Annotated in this window: 17 protein-coding genes; 16 read left to right on the forward strand and 1 reads right to left on the reverse strand. The window is 63.6% G+C overall.

What is annotated here, in order from left to right:
- Positions 1-4: 4 nt before the first annotated feature.
- The 8 genes from ABIE53_RS09030 (at position 5) to ABIE53_RS09065 (ending at position 7787) form a co-directional block, all read left to right on the forward strand.
- Entirely contained in the window at positions 5-1105 is a 1101-nt protein-coding gene (locus ABIE53_RS09030) for an ABC transporter ATP-binding protein (RefSeq protein ID WP_107708361.1), read from the forward strand.
- Positions 1106-1116: 11 nt separating this feature from the next.
- The gene (locus ABIE53_RS09035; RefSeq protein WP_192698893.1) at positions 1117-2898 is read left to right on the forward strand and encodes an ABC transporter permease subunit; all 1782 of its coding nucleotides are present in this window, start codon (positions 1117-1119) and stop codon (positions 2896-2898) included.
- Positions 2899-2924: 26 nt separating this feature from the next.
- Positions 2925-4466, forward strand: coding sequence for an AMP-binding protein (locus tag ABIE53_RS09040; protein WP_107708357.1), 1542 nt, complete (start codon positions 2925-2927; stop codon positions 4464-4466).
- A gap of 70 nt (positions 4467-4536) precedes the next feature.
- The gene (locus ABIE53_RS09045) at positions 4537-5379 is read left to right on the forward strand and encodes an IclR family transcriptional regulator (RefSeq protein WP_107708356.1); all 843 of its coding nucleotides are present in this window, start codon (positions 4537-4539) and stop codon (positions 5377-5379) included.
- 79 nt (positions 5380-5458) lie between these two features.
- Positions 5459-5725, forward strand: a complete 267-nt coding sequence (locus tag ABIE53_RS09050) for a hypothetical protein (RefSeq protein ID WP_029969256.1) — start codon at positions 5459-5461, stop codon at positions 5723-5725.
- A gap of 128 nt (positions 5726-5853) precedes the next feature.
- Positions 5854-6420, forward strand: coding sequence for a TetR/AcrR family transcriptional regulator (locus ABIE53_RS09055; RefSeq protein ID WP_107708354.1), 567 nt, complete (start codon positions 5854-5856; stop codon positions 6418-6420).
- A 183-nt stretch (positions 6421-6603) separates the two neighbouring features.
- Complete coding sequence (locus ABIE53_RS09060) at positions 6604-7029, forward strand: organic hydroperoxide resistance protein (RefSeq protein WP_006051078.1); 426 nt, start codon at positions 6604-6606, stop codon at positions 7027-7029.
- Positions 7030-7313: 284 nt separating this feature from the next.
- Positions 7314-7787 carry a VOC family protein gene (locus ABIE53_RS09065; protein WP_107708352.1) on the forward strand — a complete coding sequence of 158 codons (474 nt, stop codon included), beginning with the start codon at positions 7314-7316 and terminating at the stop codon, positions 7785-7787.
- 62 nt (positions 7788-7849) lie between these two features.
- On the opposite strand, the gene ABIE53_RS09070 is transcribed toward ABIE53_RS09065, so the two are convergent.
- Positions 7850-8857: a sulfonate ABC transporter substrate-binding protein gene (locus tag ABIE53_RS09070; RefSeq protein ID WP_006051076.1), complete on the reverse strand. Its 1008-nt coding sequence runs from the start codon at positions 8855-8857 to the stop codon at positions 7850-7852.
- Between the two features lie 596 nt (positions 8858-9453).
- On the opposite strand from ABIE53_RS09070, the gene ABIE53_RS09075 reads away from it, so the two are divergent.
- The 8 genes from ABIE53_RS09075 to ABIE53_RS09110 all read left to right on the forward strand — a co-directional run bounded on the left by ABIE53_RS09075 (position 9454) and on the right by ABIE53_RS09110 (position 19655).
- Positions 9454-10830 (forward strand): 2-hydroxycarboxylate transporter family protein, encoded by a 1377-nt coding sequence (locus tag ABIE53_RS09075; RefSeq protein WP_107708350.1) that lies wholly within the window; start codon positions 9454-9456, stop codon positions 10828-10830.
- Entirely contained in the window at positions 10820-12760 is a 1941-nt protein-coding gene (locus tag ABIE53_RS09080; RefSeq protein ID WP_244230981.1) for a sensor histidine kinase, read from the forward strand. Before ABIE53_RS09075 ends, ABIE53_RS09080 begins: the two co-directional genes overlap by 11 nt.
- Positions 12750-14135, forward strand: a complete 1386-nt coding sequence (locus ABIE53_RS09085) for a sigma-54-dependent transcriptional regulator (protein ID WP_029969263.1) — start codon at positions 12750-12752, stop codon at positions 14133-14135. Before ABIE53_RS09080 ends, ABIE53_RS09085 begins: the two co-directional genes overlap by 11 nt.
- Positions 14136-14141: 6 nt before the next feature.
- Positions 14142-14522, forward strand: coding sequence for a DUF3579 domain-containing protein (locus tag ABIE53_RS09090; protein ID WP_029969264.1), 381 nt, complete (start codon positions 14142-14144; stop codon positions 14520-14522).
- A gap of 396 nt (positions 14523-14918) precedes the next feature.
- Positions 14919-15266, forward strand: a complete 348-nt coding sequence (nirD, locus tag ABIE53_RS09095; RefSeq protein WP_107708508.1) for a nitrite reductase small subunit NirD — start codon at positions 14919-14921, stop codon at positions 15264-15266.
- Entirely contained in the window at positions 15263-16552 is a 1290-nt protein-coding gene (locus ABIE53_RS09100; protein WP_053857937.1) for an NAD(P)/FAD-dependent oxidoreductase, read from the forward strand. Before nirD ends, ABIE53_RS09100 begins: the two co-directional genes overlap by 4 nt.
- 13 nt (positions 16553-16565) lie before the next feature.
- Positions 16566-19415 carry a nitrate reductase gene (locus ABIE53_RS09105; RefSeq protein ID WP_107708349.1) on the forward strand — a complete coding sequence of 950 codons (2850 nt, stop codon included), beginning with the start codon at positions 16566-16568 and terminating at the stop codon, positions 19413-19415.
- A 36-nt stretch (positions 19416-19451) separates the two neighbouring features.
- The gene (locus tag ABIE53_RS09110) at positions 19452-19655 is read left to right on the forward strand and encodes a hypothetical protein (protein ID WP_107708347.1); all 204 of its coding nucleotides are present in this window, start codon (positions 19452-19454) and stop codon (positions 19653-19655) included.
- Positions 19656-19929: the final 274 nt, after the last annotated feature.

Genomic DNA, 19929 nt, shown 5'->3' on the forward strand with positions numbered 1-19929 from the left:
CACGATGAGCTCCAAACTCGAGGCGATAGGCATTGCGAAGCGCTACGGCGAGGCTCTCGCGCTGGAACCGACGGATCTCGCCGTGCAGGCAGGCGAATTCCTGACGCTGCTCGGTCCCTCGGGTTCGGGCAAGACGACGCTGCTGCAGATGATCTCGGGGCTCGTCGCGCCGAGCGCGGGCCGCATCGAAATCGACGGGCGCGACGTCACGCACGTCGAGCCGGGCAAGCGCGGCATCGGCATGGTGTTCCAGAGCTATGCGCTGTTTCCGCACATGAGCGTGTGGGACAACGTCGCGTACGGTTTGCGCATGCGCCGCAAGTCGCGCGACGAAGTACGCGCGGCTGTGGACAGCGCGCTCGCGATGGTGCGCATGACCGACTACGCGAAGCGCTTTCCGAAGGAACTGTCGGGCGGGCAGCAGCAGCGCATCGCGCTGGCGCGTTGCTTCGCCTACCGGCCGTCGGTGATTCTGCTCGACGAGCCGCTCGGCGCACTCGACAAAAAATTGCGCGAGCACATGCAGGGCGAAATTCGTCGCTTGCATAAGGAGCTCGGCGCAACGTTCGTGTACGTCACGCACGATCAGGACGAGGCGCTCACGCTATCCGACCGCATCTGCCTGATGAATCAGGCGCGCATCGAGCAGGTGGGCACGCCTGCCGATCTGTACGACCGCCCCGCGACGCGTTTCGCGGCCGGCTTCATCGGTCATTCGAATCTGCTCGAAGGCGCGCTCGACGACACGCGCGGCGCGAGCGGCGAACCGATCCTGCTCGCAGCCGGCGGCCGCATTCCATTGCCGATGAACGCAATGAACGCAATGAATACGATGAAGGCGACGAACGGGAAGGGCGCGGCTTCCGCTGCGCGCCACACGCTGCTCGTGCGGCCCGAAGCGCCGCGTCTCGTCGAGCCGCGCAGCGGTTTTGTCGACGGCACGATTGCGGACGTCGTGTTCTTCGGCAGCGATACGCGCGTGCAGCTCGCGATGAACGACGGCAGCGAGCTCACCGTGCGTTGCGAACGCAGTCTGTCCCCGCGTATCGGCGACAAGGTGGGCCTCGTGTGGGACCCGTATCGCACGACGCTTCTGCATAGCTGAAAGGGATCGGAATGACCATCGCTCTTTACGCGCATCGCGAAAGCGAAGCCTCGCGGCGCGGCCGTTCGATGTGGCTCGCGCGCTGCCTGCGCTTTCTGCCTATCGTGCCGACGCTGCTGTTTCTGCTCGTGTTCTTTATCGTACCGGTTGGCGAGATTCTGCAAGGCGGGCTCGTCGGCGCGGACGGGCAGATCGGGCTCACGCAGTTCGAGCGCATCGCGCGCACGCCGGTTTACGCGAAGGTTTTATGGATCACCTTCGCCATTTCGTTCATGACAGCGGCGCTTTCCATCGTGCTCGGCTATCCGGTCGCGTATCTGTTGAGCCGTCTGTCGGAGCGCGCCCGCGAACGCTGGCTGCTGTGGGTGATGCTGCCGTTCTGGACCAGCTATCTCGTGAAGACGTATGCGTGGATGCTGCTGCTGTCGAAGACCGGCGTACTGTCGACCATCGCGCTATCGCTCGGTCTCGTGAGCGAGACGAGCGGCACGATTCCGTCGCTGACCGGCGTGCTGATCGGCATGGTGCATTCCATGCTGCCGCTCGCCGTGATGACGATGCTGCCCGTCATGCGCGGCATCGACGACCGTTTGACGCAAGCCGCCGAAACGCTCGGCGCGGAGCGCAGCACGAGTTTCTTTACCGTCTATCTGCCGCTGTCGTCGCCCGGTGTGGCGGCAGCGGGTCTGCTCGTCTTCATCTCGAGCCTCGGCTTCTTTATCGTGCCCGCGCTTCTCGGTTCGCCGAAGGAAACGATGATCGCACAACTCGTGATCTCGTCGGTGCTCGAACTCTTCGACATGCGCTTTGCCGGCGCGCTCTCGACCGTGCTGCTGGTCTGCTCGATCGTGATCTTCTTCATCTACGACCGGATGGTGGGCCTCACGTCGCTGACCGGCGAAGTCGCCGAGCGTCAACGCGGCTCGCGTGCGCAAGGGCTCAAGCTCGCGCTGCTGATGACCGCGGGACGCGTCTTCGCACCGCTGACGATGCGCCGCAAGGTGCACGCCGGCGAAGCATCGCGCGCGCTCGGCCCGCTGGGTTTTTACACCTGTGTCGTGATGCTCGTGCTGGTGGTGCCGGTGCTGTCCGTGATCCCGTATGCGTTCACGAAGAGCGACTACATCGCGTTTCCGCCGAAGCTCTTCAGCATCCGCTGGTTCGGCACGTTCATGGATTCGCCGGTGTGGCAAAGCGCAGTGATCCGTTCGTTCGAAGTGGGTCTCGGCACCGCGCTGCTGTCGCTGCTGCTCGGCTTCGGCGCGACGCTCGCGATGACGCGCATGCCGCGCCGCGTGAGCAAGCCCGTATTCGCGTTGCTGGTCGCGCCGCTGATCGTGCCGCGTATCGTGGTGGCCGTCGGTTTGCTGTATCTGTTCGCGCGCTTTGGGCTGACGGGTACGAACCTCGGCCTCGTGATCGGCCATACCGTGCTCGCTATTCCCTATGTCGTCGTGACGCTGGCCGCAGGCTTCCAGCGCTTCGACTGGCGCCTCGACGACGCCGCGCGCGTGATGGGCGCGTCGCCGTTGCGGCGCATCACGTCGATCGTGTTGCCGCTCCTCATGGCAAGCGTGACCGCCGCGTTCCTGTTCGCATTCCTCGTTTCGTTCGATGACCTGACTATCGCGATCTTCGTCTCCGGCGGCATCAACTCGACGTTGCCCAAGCAGATGTGGGACGACATCCAGCTCGCCATCACGCCGACGCTCGCGGCCGTGTCGACCACGCTCGTGATACTGATCGCGCTGGTCGTCGCGGTTTCTTCCTGGCTCAAGCGCAAGGCGCGCTAATTTTCGGTCATTCAACCGGTTCACACATGCATCGTTATCCAGAATATTTTGCTCACCGGCACGCCAACGACGAGCTCGACTGTGTGCCGCTGCTCGCGGCAGGATTGCGCCGCGATCCCACGCGCACCGTCGTGCATTTCGAGGATCACGCGATCACCTGCGAAGACGCTTCACGGCACGTCGCGCAGTTGCAGCGCTGGTTCGGCGAACGCGGTCTCGTACAGGGCGATCGCGTCGCCGCGATGCTCGGCAATAGTCCCGAACACATTCACCTGATTTACGCGCTGCATGTCAGCGGGCTTGTGTGGGTGCCCGTCAACACGAAGCTGCGTGCAGCGGGCCTCGAATATCTGCTGCAACATGCACAGCCCAAGCTCTTCGTGATCGACGATGAATTCGACGCGGTGACCGCGCAACTCGATTGCGGCGCGGCGCAACGCACGCGTCTGCCTGCGTTCGACGCAAGCGACACCCATGCGGCGTTCGCGACGCCCGCGATCGGCGTGCACGATCCGCTGTGCATCATCTACACGTCGGGCACGACGGGCGCGCCGAAGGGCGTCGTCTTCACGCACCGGATGATGCGCATCGCGAGCGAGGCGGCGCTGCGTGTCGCCGATGTGCGCGACGGCGACCGGCTGTTTCTGTGGGAGCCCCTGTGTCACATCGGCGGCGCGCAAATGCTGCTGCTGCCGTTCCTCGAGAACGTGACGTTGCATGCGGTGCCGCGTTTTTCGGCATCGCAGTTCTGGCCGCAGATCGAGCGCGCGGGCGCGACTCAGTTGCATTATCTCGGCGGCGTGCTCGACATTCTGATGCAGTTGCCCGAGAGCGAGCAGCCGGCGGCGCACACGCTGCGCGTCGCGTGGGGCGCGGGTGTGAGCGCGGCGTCGTGGGAAGCGATTCAGGCGCGGCTCAAGGTCTCGCTGCGCGAGTGCTACGGCATGACCGAATGCTCGAGCTTCGCAACCGCAAATCTCACGGGAAAGCCGGGCTCGATCGGCCGCGCGTTGCCGTGGATCGACATCGAGTTACTCGACGAAAACGGGCAGCGCGTGCAAGACGGCGAAGCCGGCGAGATCGTGCTGTCGAGCAAAGTGGAGGGCACGTTTTTGCCGACGTATCTGAACAATCCCGATGCGACGAAAGCCGCGCTGCGCGACGGGCGGCTTCACACCGGCGATCGTGCGCGGCGCGATGCGGACGGCGATCTGTTCTTCATCGGCCGGCAGACGGACAGCATGCGCGTGCGCGGCGAGAACGTGTCCGCATGGGAAATCGAGCGTATTTTTGCGGCGCATCCGGCGATTCGCGCCAGCGCGGCAATTGGCGTCGCGTCGGCAATCGGCGAGCAGGATATCCTGCTCAACGTCCAGTTCAAGGACGAGCCGGTCGCGTGGCCGGCGCTGCACGCGTGGGCGCAAGAGCGCCTTGCGAGCTTCCAGTTGCCGCGCTATTACCGCGCGGTCTCCGCGTTCGAGTTGACCGCGAGCGAGCGCGTGAAGAAGCATCTGCTGTCGCGCAACACCGAAGACGCGTGGGACCGTCTCGCGACGGTCACGCAATAGTTATCGTATAGAGGTGGATTGTTAGGGCTATGCGATAATTTCCCGTTCGAACCAGACAGACACTGACGTGATGAGCGACGAGCCCAAAGCCGCACGCAAGCGCAACACTTCGCAGGCAAAGCTGCCCGCGGAGGCAGCCGACCCGAGCGCGTCGCCGCTTTACGTGCAGTCGGTCGAGAAGGCGATGAAGGTGCTCACCGCGTTCGACGGCAGCAAGCGTCAGTTGTCGCTCTCCGAGATCTCGGCGTCCACGGGCTTCGACATGAGCGCGACACAGCGCTTTACTTACACGCTCGCTGCGCTCGGCTATCTCTTCAAGGACGCGGACAGCCGCAAGTACGAACTCTCGCCGCGGCTTCTCGACTTCACCTATCACTATCTGACGTCGAACGATCTGGTGAGCCGCGCAACGCCTTATCTGCAGCAACTCGGCTCGGAGACGGAAGAGGCGACCAACCTCACGGTGCTGGACGATACGGACATTGTGTTCGTGCTGCGCATCGTCAGCCGCAATGTATTCAACGCGCACGTCATTACCGGCTCGCGGCTGCCCGCGTATTGCACGGCGCCGGGTCTCGCTATTCTTGCGACGCTGCCCGACGGCGAAATCGACGACATTCTGTCGCGCACGAATCTCGTCGCTTATACGGCTTCCACGGTTTGTCAGCCGCGCAAGATCAAGGAGCGGATCGTGCAGATCCGCAAGCAGGGCTACGCGCATACGGAAGACGAGTACTTCGTCAGCGATATTTCGACGGCGGCGGCTATTACGAACGCGCACGGACGCGGCATCGGCGCGGTGAATATCGCCGTGGCGCGCTCGCGCTGGCAGGCCGATCGCGACGAAAAACGCTTCGCCGATCTCGTGATTTCGACCGCTTCGGCTATTTCCACACGTCGGCGGATCGAATAACCGCGCCTGCTTCCGCACGCGGCACGCTCCATGCTGTGCTTCTAAAAAGCGGCAAGCGCCGTGAAACTGGGAGACAGACATGAGAACCTTCAAGGTTGCCGGCATCGCGTTGATCGTCTGCATGAGCAGCGTGGCTTACTCGCAACAAAGCGGTAACGCGCCGGCGAACAGCGGTACGCAAAGCGGAAAACAGATTCAGCCAGGACAGGCAGGGCAGGCCGTGGATAAGCCGGCGGACGTCGGCGCGCCAGGCAACAAGCCGGGCACGCTGATGGACAAGCGGGCGAATGCCATGTCGCCGGAAGGCGCGTCGGCGCCGCCGCGGACTGGCGAGGTCAAGCAGTAGCGCAGGGTAGAGCGCGGCGGCGGTCACGTCGCCGCGCGCGACACCATTCGCCGATGCCAATCGGGCAACGCTGTCCGCCGATTCAATCGTGCTTGACAATCTATCTGCAGGTAGATAGAGTTCGGTTCATGGACACGACGACTTCAGTGCGCGAACAGATTCTCGAGCACGCCATCACGCTTATCATGATGCGCGGCTATAACGGCTTTAGCTATCGGGACCTGTCGAGCCTGGTCGGCGTCAAGACGTCGAGCATTCATTACTATTTCCCGTCGAAAGACGACCTCGTTCTCGAAGCGGTGAACGCCTATAGCAACGAAGTGTTCAACACGTTGAAAGGGATTGACGAATCGTTGCCCGCTGAGGCCAGGCTCGGCAAGTACACCAAGCTGTTCGGCCGCACGCTGGGCGACGGGCACCAGATCTGCCTGTGCGGCATGCTGGCGTCGGACATCGAAACATTGCCGGACAATATTCGGCAAGCGGTGCAGGCATTCTTCAAGGCGAACGAGAAGTGGCTCGCGAAGGTGCTCGCGGAAGGCTCGAAAGCGGGTACGCTGGCGGTAAATGGCAAGCCTGAGAACGCGGCGCGCGCGCTCTTCGCGGCGTTTCAAGGTAGCGTGTTGGCGAGCCGGTTATTCAATACCAAGGCCCGGCTGGATGATGTCGAGGCGTCGGTAAGGATAGCTCGGTAAGACGTCAAGCGGGCATATCCGAAAGCAGCACGTCTGTCTTTTTTTGCGGTGTGTTGTCTATCTTGTGATAGATAGACTTTGAATGATGTAAGTGGTAGTTTTATAAAACCCGTTTGACTGTGCAATCGCATCTATCTGTACATAGATAGGCGACTTTAAACCTGTTCACTAAGGAGCTTCACCATGTCGGTCGAAAAAGTTCTGTATCGCGCTCATGCTCACGCTACCGGAGGCCGCGATGGCCGCGCCATCGTCCCCGAAGGCAAGCTCGACTTCAAGCTGACCACGCCGCGCGAACTCGGCGGCGCAGGCGGCGACGGCGCGAATCCCGAGCAACTGTTCGCGGCCGGCTACAGCGCGTGCTTCCTCGGCGCAATGAAATTCGTCGCGGCGCGCGACAAGATTGCGATTCCCGCGGATGTTTCGATCGACGGCAGCGTGGGTATCGGCGCAATTCCGAACGGTTTCGGCATCGAAGTCGAACTGAAGATCGCATTGCCGGGCATGCCGCGCGACGCCGCTCAGGCGCTCGTCGACAAGGCGCATATCGTTTGCCCGTATTCGAACGCAACGCGCGGCAATATCGACGTGACGCTGACCATCGTTTGATGCGTCGCTTCACGGCATGATCGCAAGCGGCGGCCAGGGCGAACCCCTTGCCGCCGCATGAAGGTTGGTGCATGGCGATCATGCCGGCTCGCTATCAACATCGCGCAGTGCTCCGCTGTCTATAATCGGCCGGATGCAACGACGAAGCTGGCACGTCAAATCGAAAGCACGGCAGGCGAAAATTTTTTATTGCCGTCGTGTCGATTCGGATGATCCTCCTTCGTCGTTCTAATAGCGGCATGCGGCTCGGCCGCCAGTTGACCGATCCTGACAGGAGACTCGCCATGACGATTCAGAAGATCACCCCGTTTCTCTGGTATTTGAACGAGGCCGAAGAGGCCGCGGCTTTCTACACGAGCGTCTTTCCGGACTCGCGCGTGGTTCGCGTCACGGAGGTGCCGAGCGCCGGCTCGACGAAAGTCGTCGACTTCGTGCTGTTCGGACAGCCGTTTCTCGCAATGAGTTCGAGCGGCAAAGACCCGTTCAATCACTCGGTATCGTTTCTGGTCAATTGCGCCGATCAGGCGGAAATCGACCGTTACTGGGACGCGTTTCTGGAAGGCGGCGGCGTGCCCGAGGCATGCGGCTGGCTCAAAGACCGCTTCGGCGTCTCATGGCAGATCGCGCCGAACGATGTGATCGGCATGATGGGCGACCCCGACGCGGAGAAGGCCCGGCGCGCCGCCGAGGCGATGATGAAAATGGTGAAGTTCGACGTCGCGGCGCTGCGGGCAGCGTACAACGGGACGGCGGGGTAGTCTCACACGTGCAGCGCGTCGCGCGCCACACGATGCGGCGCGCGCGGACGCACATCCTCAAATCAGCTTGTTTTCCAGCGCGCGTCCACCACGCTCAGCTTGCCGGGAATCAGCTTCAGCGCGCTGAACGTGTCGGCGATCTGCTGCTGATAGGCGAGGGTTGCATCGGTGATCGGCTGTACGCCGTAGCCGGTGCGCTTGAGCGCGACTTCGAGCGTGGCCGCGTCGAGGCCCACGAGCGGCGACAGCAGGCTCGCCACTTCGGCCACGTTGTCGCGTCCCCAACTGTCGACGGCGTTCACTTCCTCGAGCAGCGCATTCAGCAGGCGCGGTTGCGCCGTCGCGAACTTGCGCGCCGAGACGTAGTACTGCGTATTGCGCACGAGCCCGTCGCCGTTCGCGATGGTGCGCGCATTCGCCTGCCGTTCGATAGCGGCCAGGTACGGGTCCCAGATCACCCACGCGTGCACGCTGCCTTGCACGAACGCGGCGCGCGCGTCGGCGGGCGTCAGGTAGACCGGCTCGATGTCCGCGTACGTCAGTCCCGCCTGCTGCAGCGCCTTCACGAGCAGGAAGTGCACATTCGAGCCTTTGTTGAAGGCGACCTTCTTGCCGCGCAATTGCGCCACCGTGCGAATCGGCGAATCCTGCGGGACGACGATCGCTTCGCCACGCGGCGCGGGCGGCTCGTTGCCGATATAAACGAAGTCCACGCGGCCAGCCTGCGCAAAAATGGGTGGCGTTTCGCCGACCGTGCCGACATCGACGGCACCGGCATTCAATCCTTCGAGCAACTGCGGGCCGGCCGGAAATTCGAGCCACTGCACCGCGACGCCTTCGCTTGCCAGCCGCTTTTCCAGCGTGCCGCGCGCCTTCAGCACGACGAAGTTGCCGTACTTCTGATAGCCGATGCGGATGCGCTTGCTGTCGCCTTGCGCGTGAGCGGAGCCGCCCGTGAACGGCGCGATAGGCGAGAGTACGCCGCCGAGCGCGGCGCCCGTCAAACCGGCTGCGGCGCCGTGCAGAAGGCGGCGCCTGCGTGTATCGATCGAATCTTTGCGTGTGGTCATCGGTCTTTGCTCTCTGCGTGAAAGATGCGGCGCACGGTGCGCGTTGAACTCGCGACGTTAAATCGACGCCCGCGCAAATCCAACCAATGTTTGCGCATATCGAAAGCACGCAATCGAAGATGGCCTTCGCGCCGCTCGCTCCTTTCGTCAGAGGATCGCGCTCATCCACACGCTCACGGCTGAACTCTCAGCCTGCCCACCGCGGCGAATTCTGAAGTCTCGGAACACGGGGCTTGCGGTGTCCGCTCACGTCACAAAAAAGCCCGCTAGATCAATGGCTTAAAACATATCCGCAATCAGGCCGCCATTGGCATAGGCCTTGCCTTATACCCCTACAAGAGCGCCCAGAGCGCAATCCACAAGACTCGAGATCCTCACGGAGACACTCATGACCCAGCCCAACTCTCATCGACCCGCGCGGCGCTAACCCGCGCGCATCGCTTCCCACTTCCCACAATATTTTCCACGGATCGCCCGGGTTTTCCCCGAGCTTATCCAGCACCTGGCTCGAAGAGCCGCAGCCGGATGCGCCGACATCCGCATCGAAACGCGACGCCGCCATGCCACCGCGGCGCGCCAAAGCAAGGAGACATGTTTTGTCCACACCCGCCCATACCCAGGACGCTTCGCGTTCCACGCCCGCGCTCGACGCCGCGCCGTTGTCCAACGAAAAGACCCGCTTCTGGCCAGAAGGCTGGTGGAAGCTGATGGAATACCGCATCGGCATCATCCCGCTGCCGGTCTATTTCATTCTCCTCGCGCTGATCGTCGGCTTTGCGGTGACGGGCAAAATGCCGGGCGAAATTTCGATGGCAATCGCCGTGCTCGCATTCTTCGGCTTCACGTGCGCCGAACTGGGCAAGCGTCTGCCTCTTCTGCGCAACATCGGCGCGGCCGCAATCTGCGCGACGTTCGTGCCGTCGGCGCTCACGTACTACCACGTGCTGCCCAAGCCAATTCTTCATCTCACGACCGAGTTCACGAAGTCGACGAACTTCCTGTATCTCTTCATCGCGTCGATTATCGTCGGCAGCATTCTGAGCATGGACCGGCGCGTGCTGATCCGCGGCTTCGTGAAGATCTTCGTGCCGCTTGCGCTGGGCTCGCTGGCCGCGGCCATTGTCGGCATTGCCGTCGGCGCGGCATTCGGGCTCGGCGCGCGCCATACGCTTTTGTATATCGTCGTGCCGATCATGGCCGGCGGTGTCGGTGAAGGCGCTATTCCGCTGTCGATCGGCTATTCGGAAATCATGCACTTGCCGCAGGGCGAGTTGTTCGCGCAAGTGCTGCCGCCCGTCATGCTCGGCAGCCTCACCGCGATCGTTCTGTCGGGTGCGCTCGACATGCTCGGCAAGCGCTTTCCGCATCTCACCGGCGACGGACGTCTGCAAGTCGGCGAGACCGACGAAATGGCGCCCGCCGAAGAAGAAATTCGCGGCCATATCGACGTCACGCATATCGCGGCGGCCGGCATCACCGCGATCACGCTGTATCTGCTCGGCCTGATGTGCCGCAATCTGTTCGGCTTGCCCGCGCCGGTCGCGATGCTGTTTCTCGCCGTGTTGGTCAAGCTCGCGCGCGCCGTGTCGCCGCAATTGCAGGAAGGCGCGTTCGTCGTCTACAAGTTCTTCTCGACCGCGGTCACGTATCCGCTGCTGTTCGCCATCGGCGTCGCGATGACGCCGTGGGACAAGCTGATGGCCGCCTTCACCATCGCCAATATCGTGACGATCGTCGCGACGGTGGCGACGCTGATGGGCACCGGTTTTCTGGTTGCCCGCAAGCTTAAGATGTACCCTATCGACACCGCGATCGTGAACGCCTGTCACAGCGGGCAGGGCGGCACCGGCGACGTCGCGATCCTGACCGCGGCCAACCGCATGCAACTCATGCCGTTCGCGCAGATCGCCACGCGCATCGGCGGTGCGATCGTCGTCACGGTTACGCTGATCGCGGTCGCGCATGGTGTCTGACGCGTCGCGTTCCGGTGCGGCGCGCGCGTGGCGTCGTCGGGCATCGGGTATTCGCGAGGTCGAACATCAAGTGAGAATAAGAGGGATACCGCTGTGGGTGTGGGCGATCGCGGCACTGCTGTATGCCGGCATGGCCGCGGCGGCAATCGAACTCGCGTGGAATCGCGCGATTGACGCGCTCGCCGAGGCCGGCGCGCATCAGCTCGACCTGTACGGCGCGAGCCTGAAAAGCGAACTAGGGCGCTTCGAGATGATGCCCGCGATCGTCGCGCGACAGGACAGCGTGCGTGCGTTGCTCAACGCCGGGCCGCACGCGTCGCCCGCGCTGGTGCAGGGCGTCAATACGTATCTCGAAGCGGTGAACCAGGAGGCGGGCAGCGTCGCGGTCGACGTGATCGATCTGCAAGGCTCGGTGATCGCCGCGAGCAACTGGAACCAGCCGCTGAGCTTCGTCGGGACTAACGTGTCGTACCGGCCTTACTTCAAGGATGCACTCGCGCGCGGCAGCGGGCGCTTCTTCGGCATCGGCACCAATACCGGCATTCCGGGGCTTTACTTCGCGAGCGCGGTGCGCGACGGCGGCAAGGCGATCGGCGCGGCGGCGGTGAAGATCAGCGTCGACGAACTCGAGTCGGCGTGGCGCCGGCCGAATGAGGCGGCGATGGTCATCGACCACAACGGCGTGATCGTCATCTCGACGGTGGCGGCGTGGAAATTCACCGCGCTGCGGCCCATCACTTCGGAACAGCAGCGCGAGATTCAGGCGTCGCGGCAATACGCGGGCCGCCTCGTGGAGCCGCTTCAATATCGGCGCATCGGCGAGTGGGGCGCAAGCGCGTGGCTCGGCCGCTTTCCTGACCCGCGCCGCCCCGGTCACACCACGCGTTATCTCGCGATGTCGCGGCCCGCGCCACAAGCGGGCGACTCGATCATGGTGCTGCTCGACGTCGCGGGCGCGCGGCGTCAGCAGGAGCTTGCGCTCGGTTTCGTGACGGGCGGCTTTCTGATCGCCGGTCTCTATGCGCTTTACGCGGTGCAGCGCCGTCGCACGATTGCGGAGAAGCTGAAAGCGCAGGACGCATTGCGCCGCGCCAACGATGAACTCGAGGCGACCGTCGCGCAACGTACCGCGGCGCTCACGCAAACGAACGAACGGATGCAGCAGGAGATCGCCGAGCGCAAACGGACTGAAGAGCGCTTGCGCGAGTCACAGCAGGAAGTCGTGCATGCGGGCAAGCTCGCGGTGCTCGGCCAGATGGCTGCGGGTCTCACGCACGAGCTGAGTCAGCCGCTCGTCGCGATCCGCACGCTGTGCGATAACGCGCGCACGTTTTTCGAACGCGATCAGCCGGCGCACGCGATCACGAATCTTGAGCGCGTGTCGCGTCTCGTCGACAACATGGCCACGCTCACCGGCGAATTGAAAGCGTTTGCGCGCAAGCCGGTTGTCGAGCGCGTGGCCGTGTCGCTCAACGAAGCGGTGGCGCATGCGCGGCTCATTTACGACGCGCGAATCCGCGACGAGGCCGTGCAAGTCGACGTGCGAATGGCGCCGGGCACGCTGGTATGTGCGGAGGCGAGCCAGTTGCAACAGGTGATCGTCAATCTGCTCGGCAATGCGCTCGACGCGGTCCGCGAACAGGAGCAGCGCGTGATTACGCTCGAAGCAACCGAGTCCGCCGACAATGGCCGCGTGCTGTTCTCGATTGCCGACAGCGGCACCGGCATCGCGCCCGAAGTGCTCGAGCATCTGTTCGAGCCGTTCGTCACGACGAAGCCGCGAGGCCACGGCCTCGGGCTTGGCCTCGCGATCACGTCGCGTATCGTCGAAGCATTCGGCGCGAAAATTTCCGCCGTCAATCGCGATGAAGGCGGCGCGCGCTTCAATATCGAGTTTGCGTCAGCGAAGGGAGTTGTCGATGGGAGATGAAATTCGCGTTCTCGTGGTAGAGGACGACGAGAACGTGCGCTTCGGTGTCCAGCAGGCCGTCGAGCTCGCGGGCCTGCCCGTGTCCGCTTACGCGGGTGCGGCCGATGCGCTCGCCGAAGTCGCGCCCGGCGCGCCGCTCGTGATCGTATCCGACGTGAGAATGCCGGGCATCGACGGCTTGCAATTGCTCGACAAGGTCATGGCGATCGACCCGCAAATCCCGGTCGTTCTGATCAGCGGACACGCGGATATTTCCACCGCCGTCGGCGCGATGCAGGTGGGCGCGTACGACTTCATCGAAAAGCCGTTCTCGTCGGACCATATTGCGCGGCGCGTGGCGCGCGCCGTCGAAAAGCGCCGCCTCACGCTCGAAGTGCAGGGCTTGCGCGCCGCGCTCGATAACTGGCAAGGCATCGAGGCGCTCGTACTCGGCAAGTCGCCCGCCATCGCCGAGGTGCGCAAGAAGATCCTGCGTCTGGCGGATACGTCGGTGTCGGTGCTCATCACCGGCGAGACCGGCACGGGCAAGGAGTTGATCGCACGCAGCCTGCACGAGTTCGGCGCGCGACGCGACAAGCATTTCGTCGCGCTGAACTGCGGCGGCTTGCCGGAACAGATTTTCGAAAGCGAGCTGTTCGGGCATGAAGCGGGCGCCTTCACCGGTGCGATCAAAAAGCGCATCGGCAAAATCGAATGGGCGCATGGCGGCACGCTTTTTCTCGACGAAATCGAAACCATGCCGGTGTCCTTGCAGATCAAGATGCTGCGCGTGCTGCAGGAACGCACCGTGGAGCGTCTCGGCGCAAACGAACCTATATCGGTGGATTGCCGGATCGTTGCGGCGTCCAAGGCCGACCTCATGCAGCTTTCCACCGAGGGCCAGTTTCGCGCGGACCTGCTGTATCGCCTGAACGTCGCGCAGATCGAATTGCCGCCGTTGCGCGAACGGCGCGAGGACGTGCCCTTGCTGTTCGAGCATTTCGTGCTCGCGGCCGCGCGCCGTTTCGGGCAGCCCGCGCCGATCGTATCGGCGTCGCAGCTTTCCGAGCTAATGACGCATTCGTGGCGCGGCAACGTGCGCGAGTTGCAGAACGTCGCCGACCGCTTCGTGCTCGGACTAACCGGCGATAGTCTGCTGACGCCCGGCGGCAACGCAAGCAAGGGCGGCACGCTCGGCGAACAGCTTGCGTACTTCGAGCGCATGCTGATTGAAGACATGCTGCGGCGTCACAACGGCAACGTCGCGGAAGCCAGCGTCGAGCTCGGCATGCCGAAAAAGACGCTGTATCACAAGCTCCGGCAACTCAAGATCGCCGCTCGCGATGTGCCGGGCGACGAGAGCGACGTCGACCGGTCGTCATCGGGAGGCGAGTAGACCCGCATGGACCGTCTACCTCTGACTACACAAGAGCCGATTGAAGGGGCGATTCAGGGCTATCTGATCAAGGGCATCACGCATTCGCAGAAGACCTTTCGGCCAGGCGACTGGCCCGAGCGTCTTGCCGGCGTCATCACGCTTTTCGTCGGCGAAAAGCGGCCGGGCATTCATATCGCGTGCACGCGTCTCGCGATGCCTGTGATCGACGCCGGGATCAAATGCTTTTTCGTTTCCGACGAACTGCGCGCAGTCTGTGCCGACGCATTCGACTTCGTGATGCGCTTCGCGAAAGACAATGATCTGCCGGTCGATGTGCGTCGCGCGCAGAGGCTCGCTTCGCCGGATGTTCTTGCGTCCGAGGCTTCTACAACGTCGCGTTGCTGACCCGGAGCATGGCCCAATCGGCCAGGCAGCGTTGCACGCCCAAGGTGCTGCGCCGCACCATCATCGCGCGTTCATGCATCGGAATGCGCCAGCCCACGGCGCACGGCGCGCGCTCCAATACTCGCCAGAAGCCCACCGCGCGGGGCCTTCGCGGCGTTCTCGCCTAATGGCATGAGCCTTGCATTTAACGTGGCTGCGGATCAAAGGCGATCCGGCTCATCTGCAGCACGCACTCTGTTTTAGATCACTCGTTTTGGACAACGGCGTCCCCCGAATACAGTCGCACTGGCGATTGCATCCGCGGGACGCTTTTTTATTGCCGGACACATCATGCCGCGTACCGCATCGCAAATGAAGGAAGCCTTTGTCATGAACGTTGCCGAGAGGAACTCCGCCATGAGTCACGACCGCTTGCCGCAAACCTGGACGCCTGTTTGCACGCTCGACGACATCGTTCCGAATACGGGCGTCTGCGCGCTCGTCAACGGCGGACAGGTCGCCGTATTTCACGTCACGGACGGTGAGGGCGGCGTGTACGCCATCGACAACTTCGACCCGGGCTCGCGCGCGGCCGTGCTGTCGCGCGGGCTGATCGGCAGCCTCGGCGAGCGCATCGTCGTGGCCTCGCCGATCTACAAGCATCACTTCGATCTGCGCACCGGCGAGTGCCTCGAAGCGCCCGAGAATTCGGTCAGCGCGTATCCGGTGCGGGTGGAAAGCGGCAAGGTGTGGGTCGCGGCATGAGACACGAGATCGACGCACAGTTGTCGGGAGGCGCCTCGCACGCGTCACACGCCTCCCACGCCGCGCCCGCGCGCCCGCGGCTCGTGGTGATCGGCAACGGCATGGCCGGCATGCGCACCGTCGAAGAGCTGCTGAAGCTCGCGCCGGATCTGTACGACATCACCGTGTTCGGCGCCGAGCCGTACGGCAACTACAACCGCATTCTGCTGTCGCCGGTGCTCGCGGGCGAAAAGACGGTCGACGACATCATCCTCAATACGCGCGACTGGTATGACGAGAACGGCATTCGCCTCTATGCGGGCGACCCGGTGATCGCGATCGACCGCAGGCGCCGCGTCGTGCGTTCGCAAGGCGGCGTGGAAGTCGGCTATGACCGTCTGCTGATCGCGACGGGATCGAAGCCTTTCCTGATTCCGGTGCCGGGCCACGATCTGCCTGGCGTAATCGCATTTCGTGACATTCAGGATGTCGAAACAATGCTCGAGGCGGCGCGCAATCATCGGCATGCCGTGGTGATCGGCGGCGGATTGCTCGGGCTCGAGGCCGCCAACGGACTCATGCGCCAGGGCATGTCGGTAACCGTCGTGCATGTGATGGACAGCCTGATGGAGCGCCAACTCGACCGCAGCGCGTCGGTCCTGCTGCAACAGGCGCTCGAGCGCAAGGGCCTGCGTTTCCTGCTGAAGGCGAACACCGCGGAGATCGTCGGACCGGATCGTGTGAGCGCCGTGCGTTTCGCCGACGGCACGCAGATTCCCGCGGACCTCGTCGTGATGACGGCCGGCGTGCGCCCGAACATCGACCTCGCGAAACAGGCGGGGCTGCATTGCGAGCGCGCGATTGTCGTCGACGATACGTTGCAGACCTACGATCCGCGCGTCTACGCGGTCGGCGAATGCGTGCAGCACCGCACGGCGACCTTCGGCCTCGTCGCGCCGATCTGGGATCAGGCGCGCGTGTGCGGCGCGCATCTCGCGGGCGCGGGCCATCGCCGCTACGTGCAGCGCGCGACTGCCACCAAGCTCAAGGTCACCGGCGTCGAACTGTATTCGGCCGGCGACTTCATCGGCGGCCCGGACAGCGAAGACCTCGTGCTGCGCGATCCGCGGCGCGGCGTCTACAAGCGCCTCGTGATCGAAGAGAACCGCGTGATCGGCGCCGTGCTGTATGGCGACGTCAACGAAGGCGCGTGGTACTTCGAGCTGATCCAGAACCGGACCGACATTTCCTCGCTGCGCAGCCAGTTGCTGTTCGGCAAAGCCCTCTGCGAGACGCAGGCAGCCTGACCTGGAACACACCGTGAGTTTTCCCATCGCTATTTCGAGCACGTCCGGCAGCGGCGATGCTGTCAGAACCACCTGTCCGTATTGCGGCGTCGGTTGCGGCGTGCGCGCGCGAGCGCGCCCCGACGGCGGCCATGACATTGCCGGCGACGAACAGCATCCCGCGAACTTTGGACGCCTGTGCGTGAAAGGCTCGGCGCTCGGCGAAACGATCGGGCTCGACGGACGGCTGCTTCATCCGAAGATGCGCGAGCGCGCGAGCGGCGCGTTGCGCGATGTTTCGTGGGACGAAGCAATCGATGCGGTCGCGGACGGCTTTCGCCGGATCGTCGACGAACACGGGCCGGATGCGGTCGCGCTCTACGTATCGGGCCAGTTGCTGACCGAGGACTACTACGTCGCGAACAAGCTGATGAAAGGCTACGTCGGCAGCGCGAACATCGATACGAATTCGCGGCTCTGCATGTCGTCTTCCGTTGCGGGACACAAGCGGGCTTTCGGCGAAGACGTGGTGCCGGTGTGCTACGAAGATCTCGAACTCGCCGATCTCGTCGTGCTGGTTGGTTCGAACACGGCGTGGTGTCATCCGATCCTGTTCCAGCGGATCGTCAAGATCAAGGAAGCGCGGCCCGACATGAAAGTGGTCGTGATCGATCCGCGCTATACCGCGACGTGCGAGATGGCCGATCTGCATCTGCCGTTGAGCGCCGGCAGCGACGTGCGGCTTTTCAACGGGCTGCTCAGTTTTCTCGCGGAGCATGGTGCGATCGACGCGCAGTTCGTCGATGCGCATACCAACGGTTTTGCGCAGGCACTGGCCGCTGCTTCTGAGGGTGAAGTATCGGGCACGACAGCGGCCTTCGATCTCGCCCAATGCGCGAAGGCGTGCAAGGTCGATCCGCACGATCTGCTCGAGTTTTACCGCCTGTTCGCGCGCACCGAGCGCGTCGTGACGGTCTATTCGCAAGGCGTCAATCAATCGAGCGCGGGCACCGACAAGGTCAACAGCATCATCAATTGCCATTTGCTGACGGGGCGCATCGGCAAGCCGGGAATGGGGCCGTTCTCTTTCACCGGACAGCCGAATGCGATGGGCGGGCGCGAGGTCGGCGGTCTCGCGAACACGCTCGCCGCGCATCTCGAACTCGACGATGCAAAGCATCGCGAACTCGTTCAGCAATTCTGGGGCGCGCCGGTTATTGCATCGCGCGCGGGGCTCAAAGCAGTCGAGCTGTTCGAGGCGATCGAGGAAGGACGCGTCAAGGCCGTGTGGATCATGGGCACGAATCCGGTCGTGAGCCTGCCCGACGGCGATCAGGCAAAGCGCGCGCTCGCGCGTTGCGAACTGGTGGTCAGCTCCGACATTGTCGAGCGCACGGACACCAATGTGTTCGCTCATGTGCTGTTGCCGGCGCTCGGCTGGGGCGAGAAGGACGGCACCGTCACGAATTCGGAGCGCAGGATTTCGCGTCAGCGCGCGTTCTTGCCCGCGCCGGGCGAGGCGCGCGCGGACTGGCAAATCATCTGCGATGTGGCAAAGCGCATGGGCTATGCGGGCTTCGAATTCGCGAGCCAGCAGGAGATCTTCGACGAGCATGCGCGGTTGAGCGCATGGCGCAACGGCGAGAGCGAGAGCGAAAGCCAATCGCATAGCCAACACGGCGACAGCGTGCGTCGCGCGTTCAATCTGGCGGGGCTGGTGGGCCTCGGCAGCGACGGCTACTCATCGTTGCAGCCTGTTCAATGGCCCGTACGCGCCAATAACAACACGGCCAGCGACACGGCCAGCGACACGGCCAGCGACACGGCCGCACCCGGCACCGCGCGTCTTTTCGACGATCGCCGCTTTAGCCACGCGGACGGCCGCGCGCGTTTCATCGCCACGCCGCCGCGCGCGCCCGCGAATGCGCCCGACGACGACTATCCGCTGACGCTCAACACGGGCCGCGTGCGCGACCAGTGGCACACGATGACCCGCACGGGCAGGTCCGAAAAACTCGCGGGCCATGTGACCGAGGCGTTCGTCGACATGCATCCACAGGATGCGTTGTTGTGCGGCGTGCGCGAAGGCGACCTCGCGCGAGTGTCGAGCCGTTGGGGCGCGATGGTCGCGCGCGTGCAATACGGCGGCGGCATGCCGCGCGGCAGCGTGTTCGTGCCGATTCACTGGAACGATCAGGTGGCGTCCGACGCGCGCGTCGGGGCCGTGGTGAATCCGTCGGTCGATCCGGTTTCCGGCGAGCCCGAGTTCAAGCACACGCCCGTGCGCGTCGACAAGTTTCATGTCGCGTGGCATGGCTTTTCGCTGAGCCGCCGCGCGCCGGTTCTCGACGGCGTCACGTACTGGACGCGCGTGCAGGGCACGCAGTTCGTGCGCTATGAACTGGCCGGCCGCAATCCGCCTGGAGAGGAGGGCGATCGCGGCGCGTGGGCGCGTGCGCTCTTCTGTGTCGACGATGCACACGCCGATTGGCTCGAATACGAGGATCGCGCGGCAGGCGTTTATCGCGCGGTGCATCTCGTCGACGATCGCATCGAGAACTGCGTGTTTCTCTCGGCGCGTCCGGACCTGCCGGCGCGCGAATGGCTCGCGAGCCTCTTTGCAAAGGGCAAGCTCGACGACGCGGACCGCATCGGCGTGCTCTCCGGCCAGTCGATCGGCAAGGGCGCCGATACGGGGCCGACCATCTGTTCGTGCTTCGGCGTCGGGCGCAATACGATATGCACGGCGATACGCGAGCACGGCCTGAAGAGCGCCGCCGACATCACCGCGTGTCTGAAGGCGGGCGGCAACTGCGGCTCGTGCGTGCCGGAGTTGAAGAAGCTCCTGGTCGATACGGAGCTGGCGCGGCTTAATGCGGCTTGAGTGCTTGAGTGGGCCTAACGAGGAACCTCTTCTGCGATGCTGAAAAAACTGCAAACGATGCTGCGCGCGATCGACTCGGCCCGCGGATTCAACGACGAGCACGACGCGGGTATCGCGATGTCGTCGGTGCAAGGCGAAGGCGGCCTGCAACAACGGCATGCGGCCAATCCTCGTCCGGCGCGCTTGCGCGGCCCGTGGCGTGCCGCACGTTCGCGTCGGCCGAGGATCGTGCCGCGATAACGGATAGTGGTCGCGCGCGTCATGCGCGGCTATTAACTCGCCATAGCGGCGTAAAAAATTCGCGTAATTCGAATGCGGCGATTTAATTCGCGATTCGCGAAATGCACGATAGCTGATAACCCGTTTTAAGAAGTTTTAATGAAAGCGGGCGAATTAAAAATAAAATAGCCGTTTTCAGCTTCAAACGTTCAATCACCCGGTCGCCCTATCCCGATCCACCGCGTGCCCGCCTGGTCGCCGATTGCATATCATATGTTTTAAACCATCGCTATCG

Origin of the sequence: Paraburkholderia sp. OAS925, assembly GCF_040543975.1 — a bacterium.
In the GTDB taxonomy this organism is placed as follows: domain Bacteria; phylum Pseudomonadota; class Gammaproteobacteria; order Burkholderiales; family Burkholderiaceae; genus Paraburkholderia; species Paraburkholderia graminis.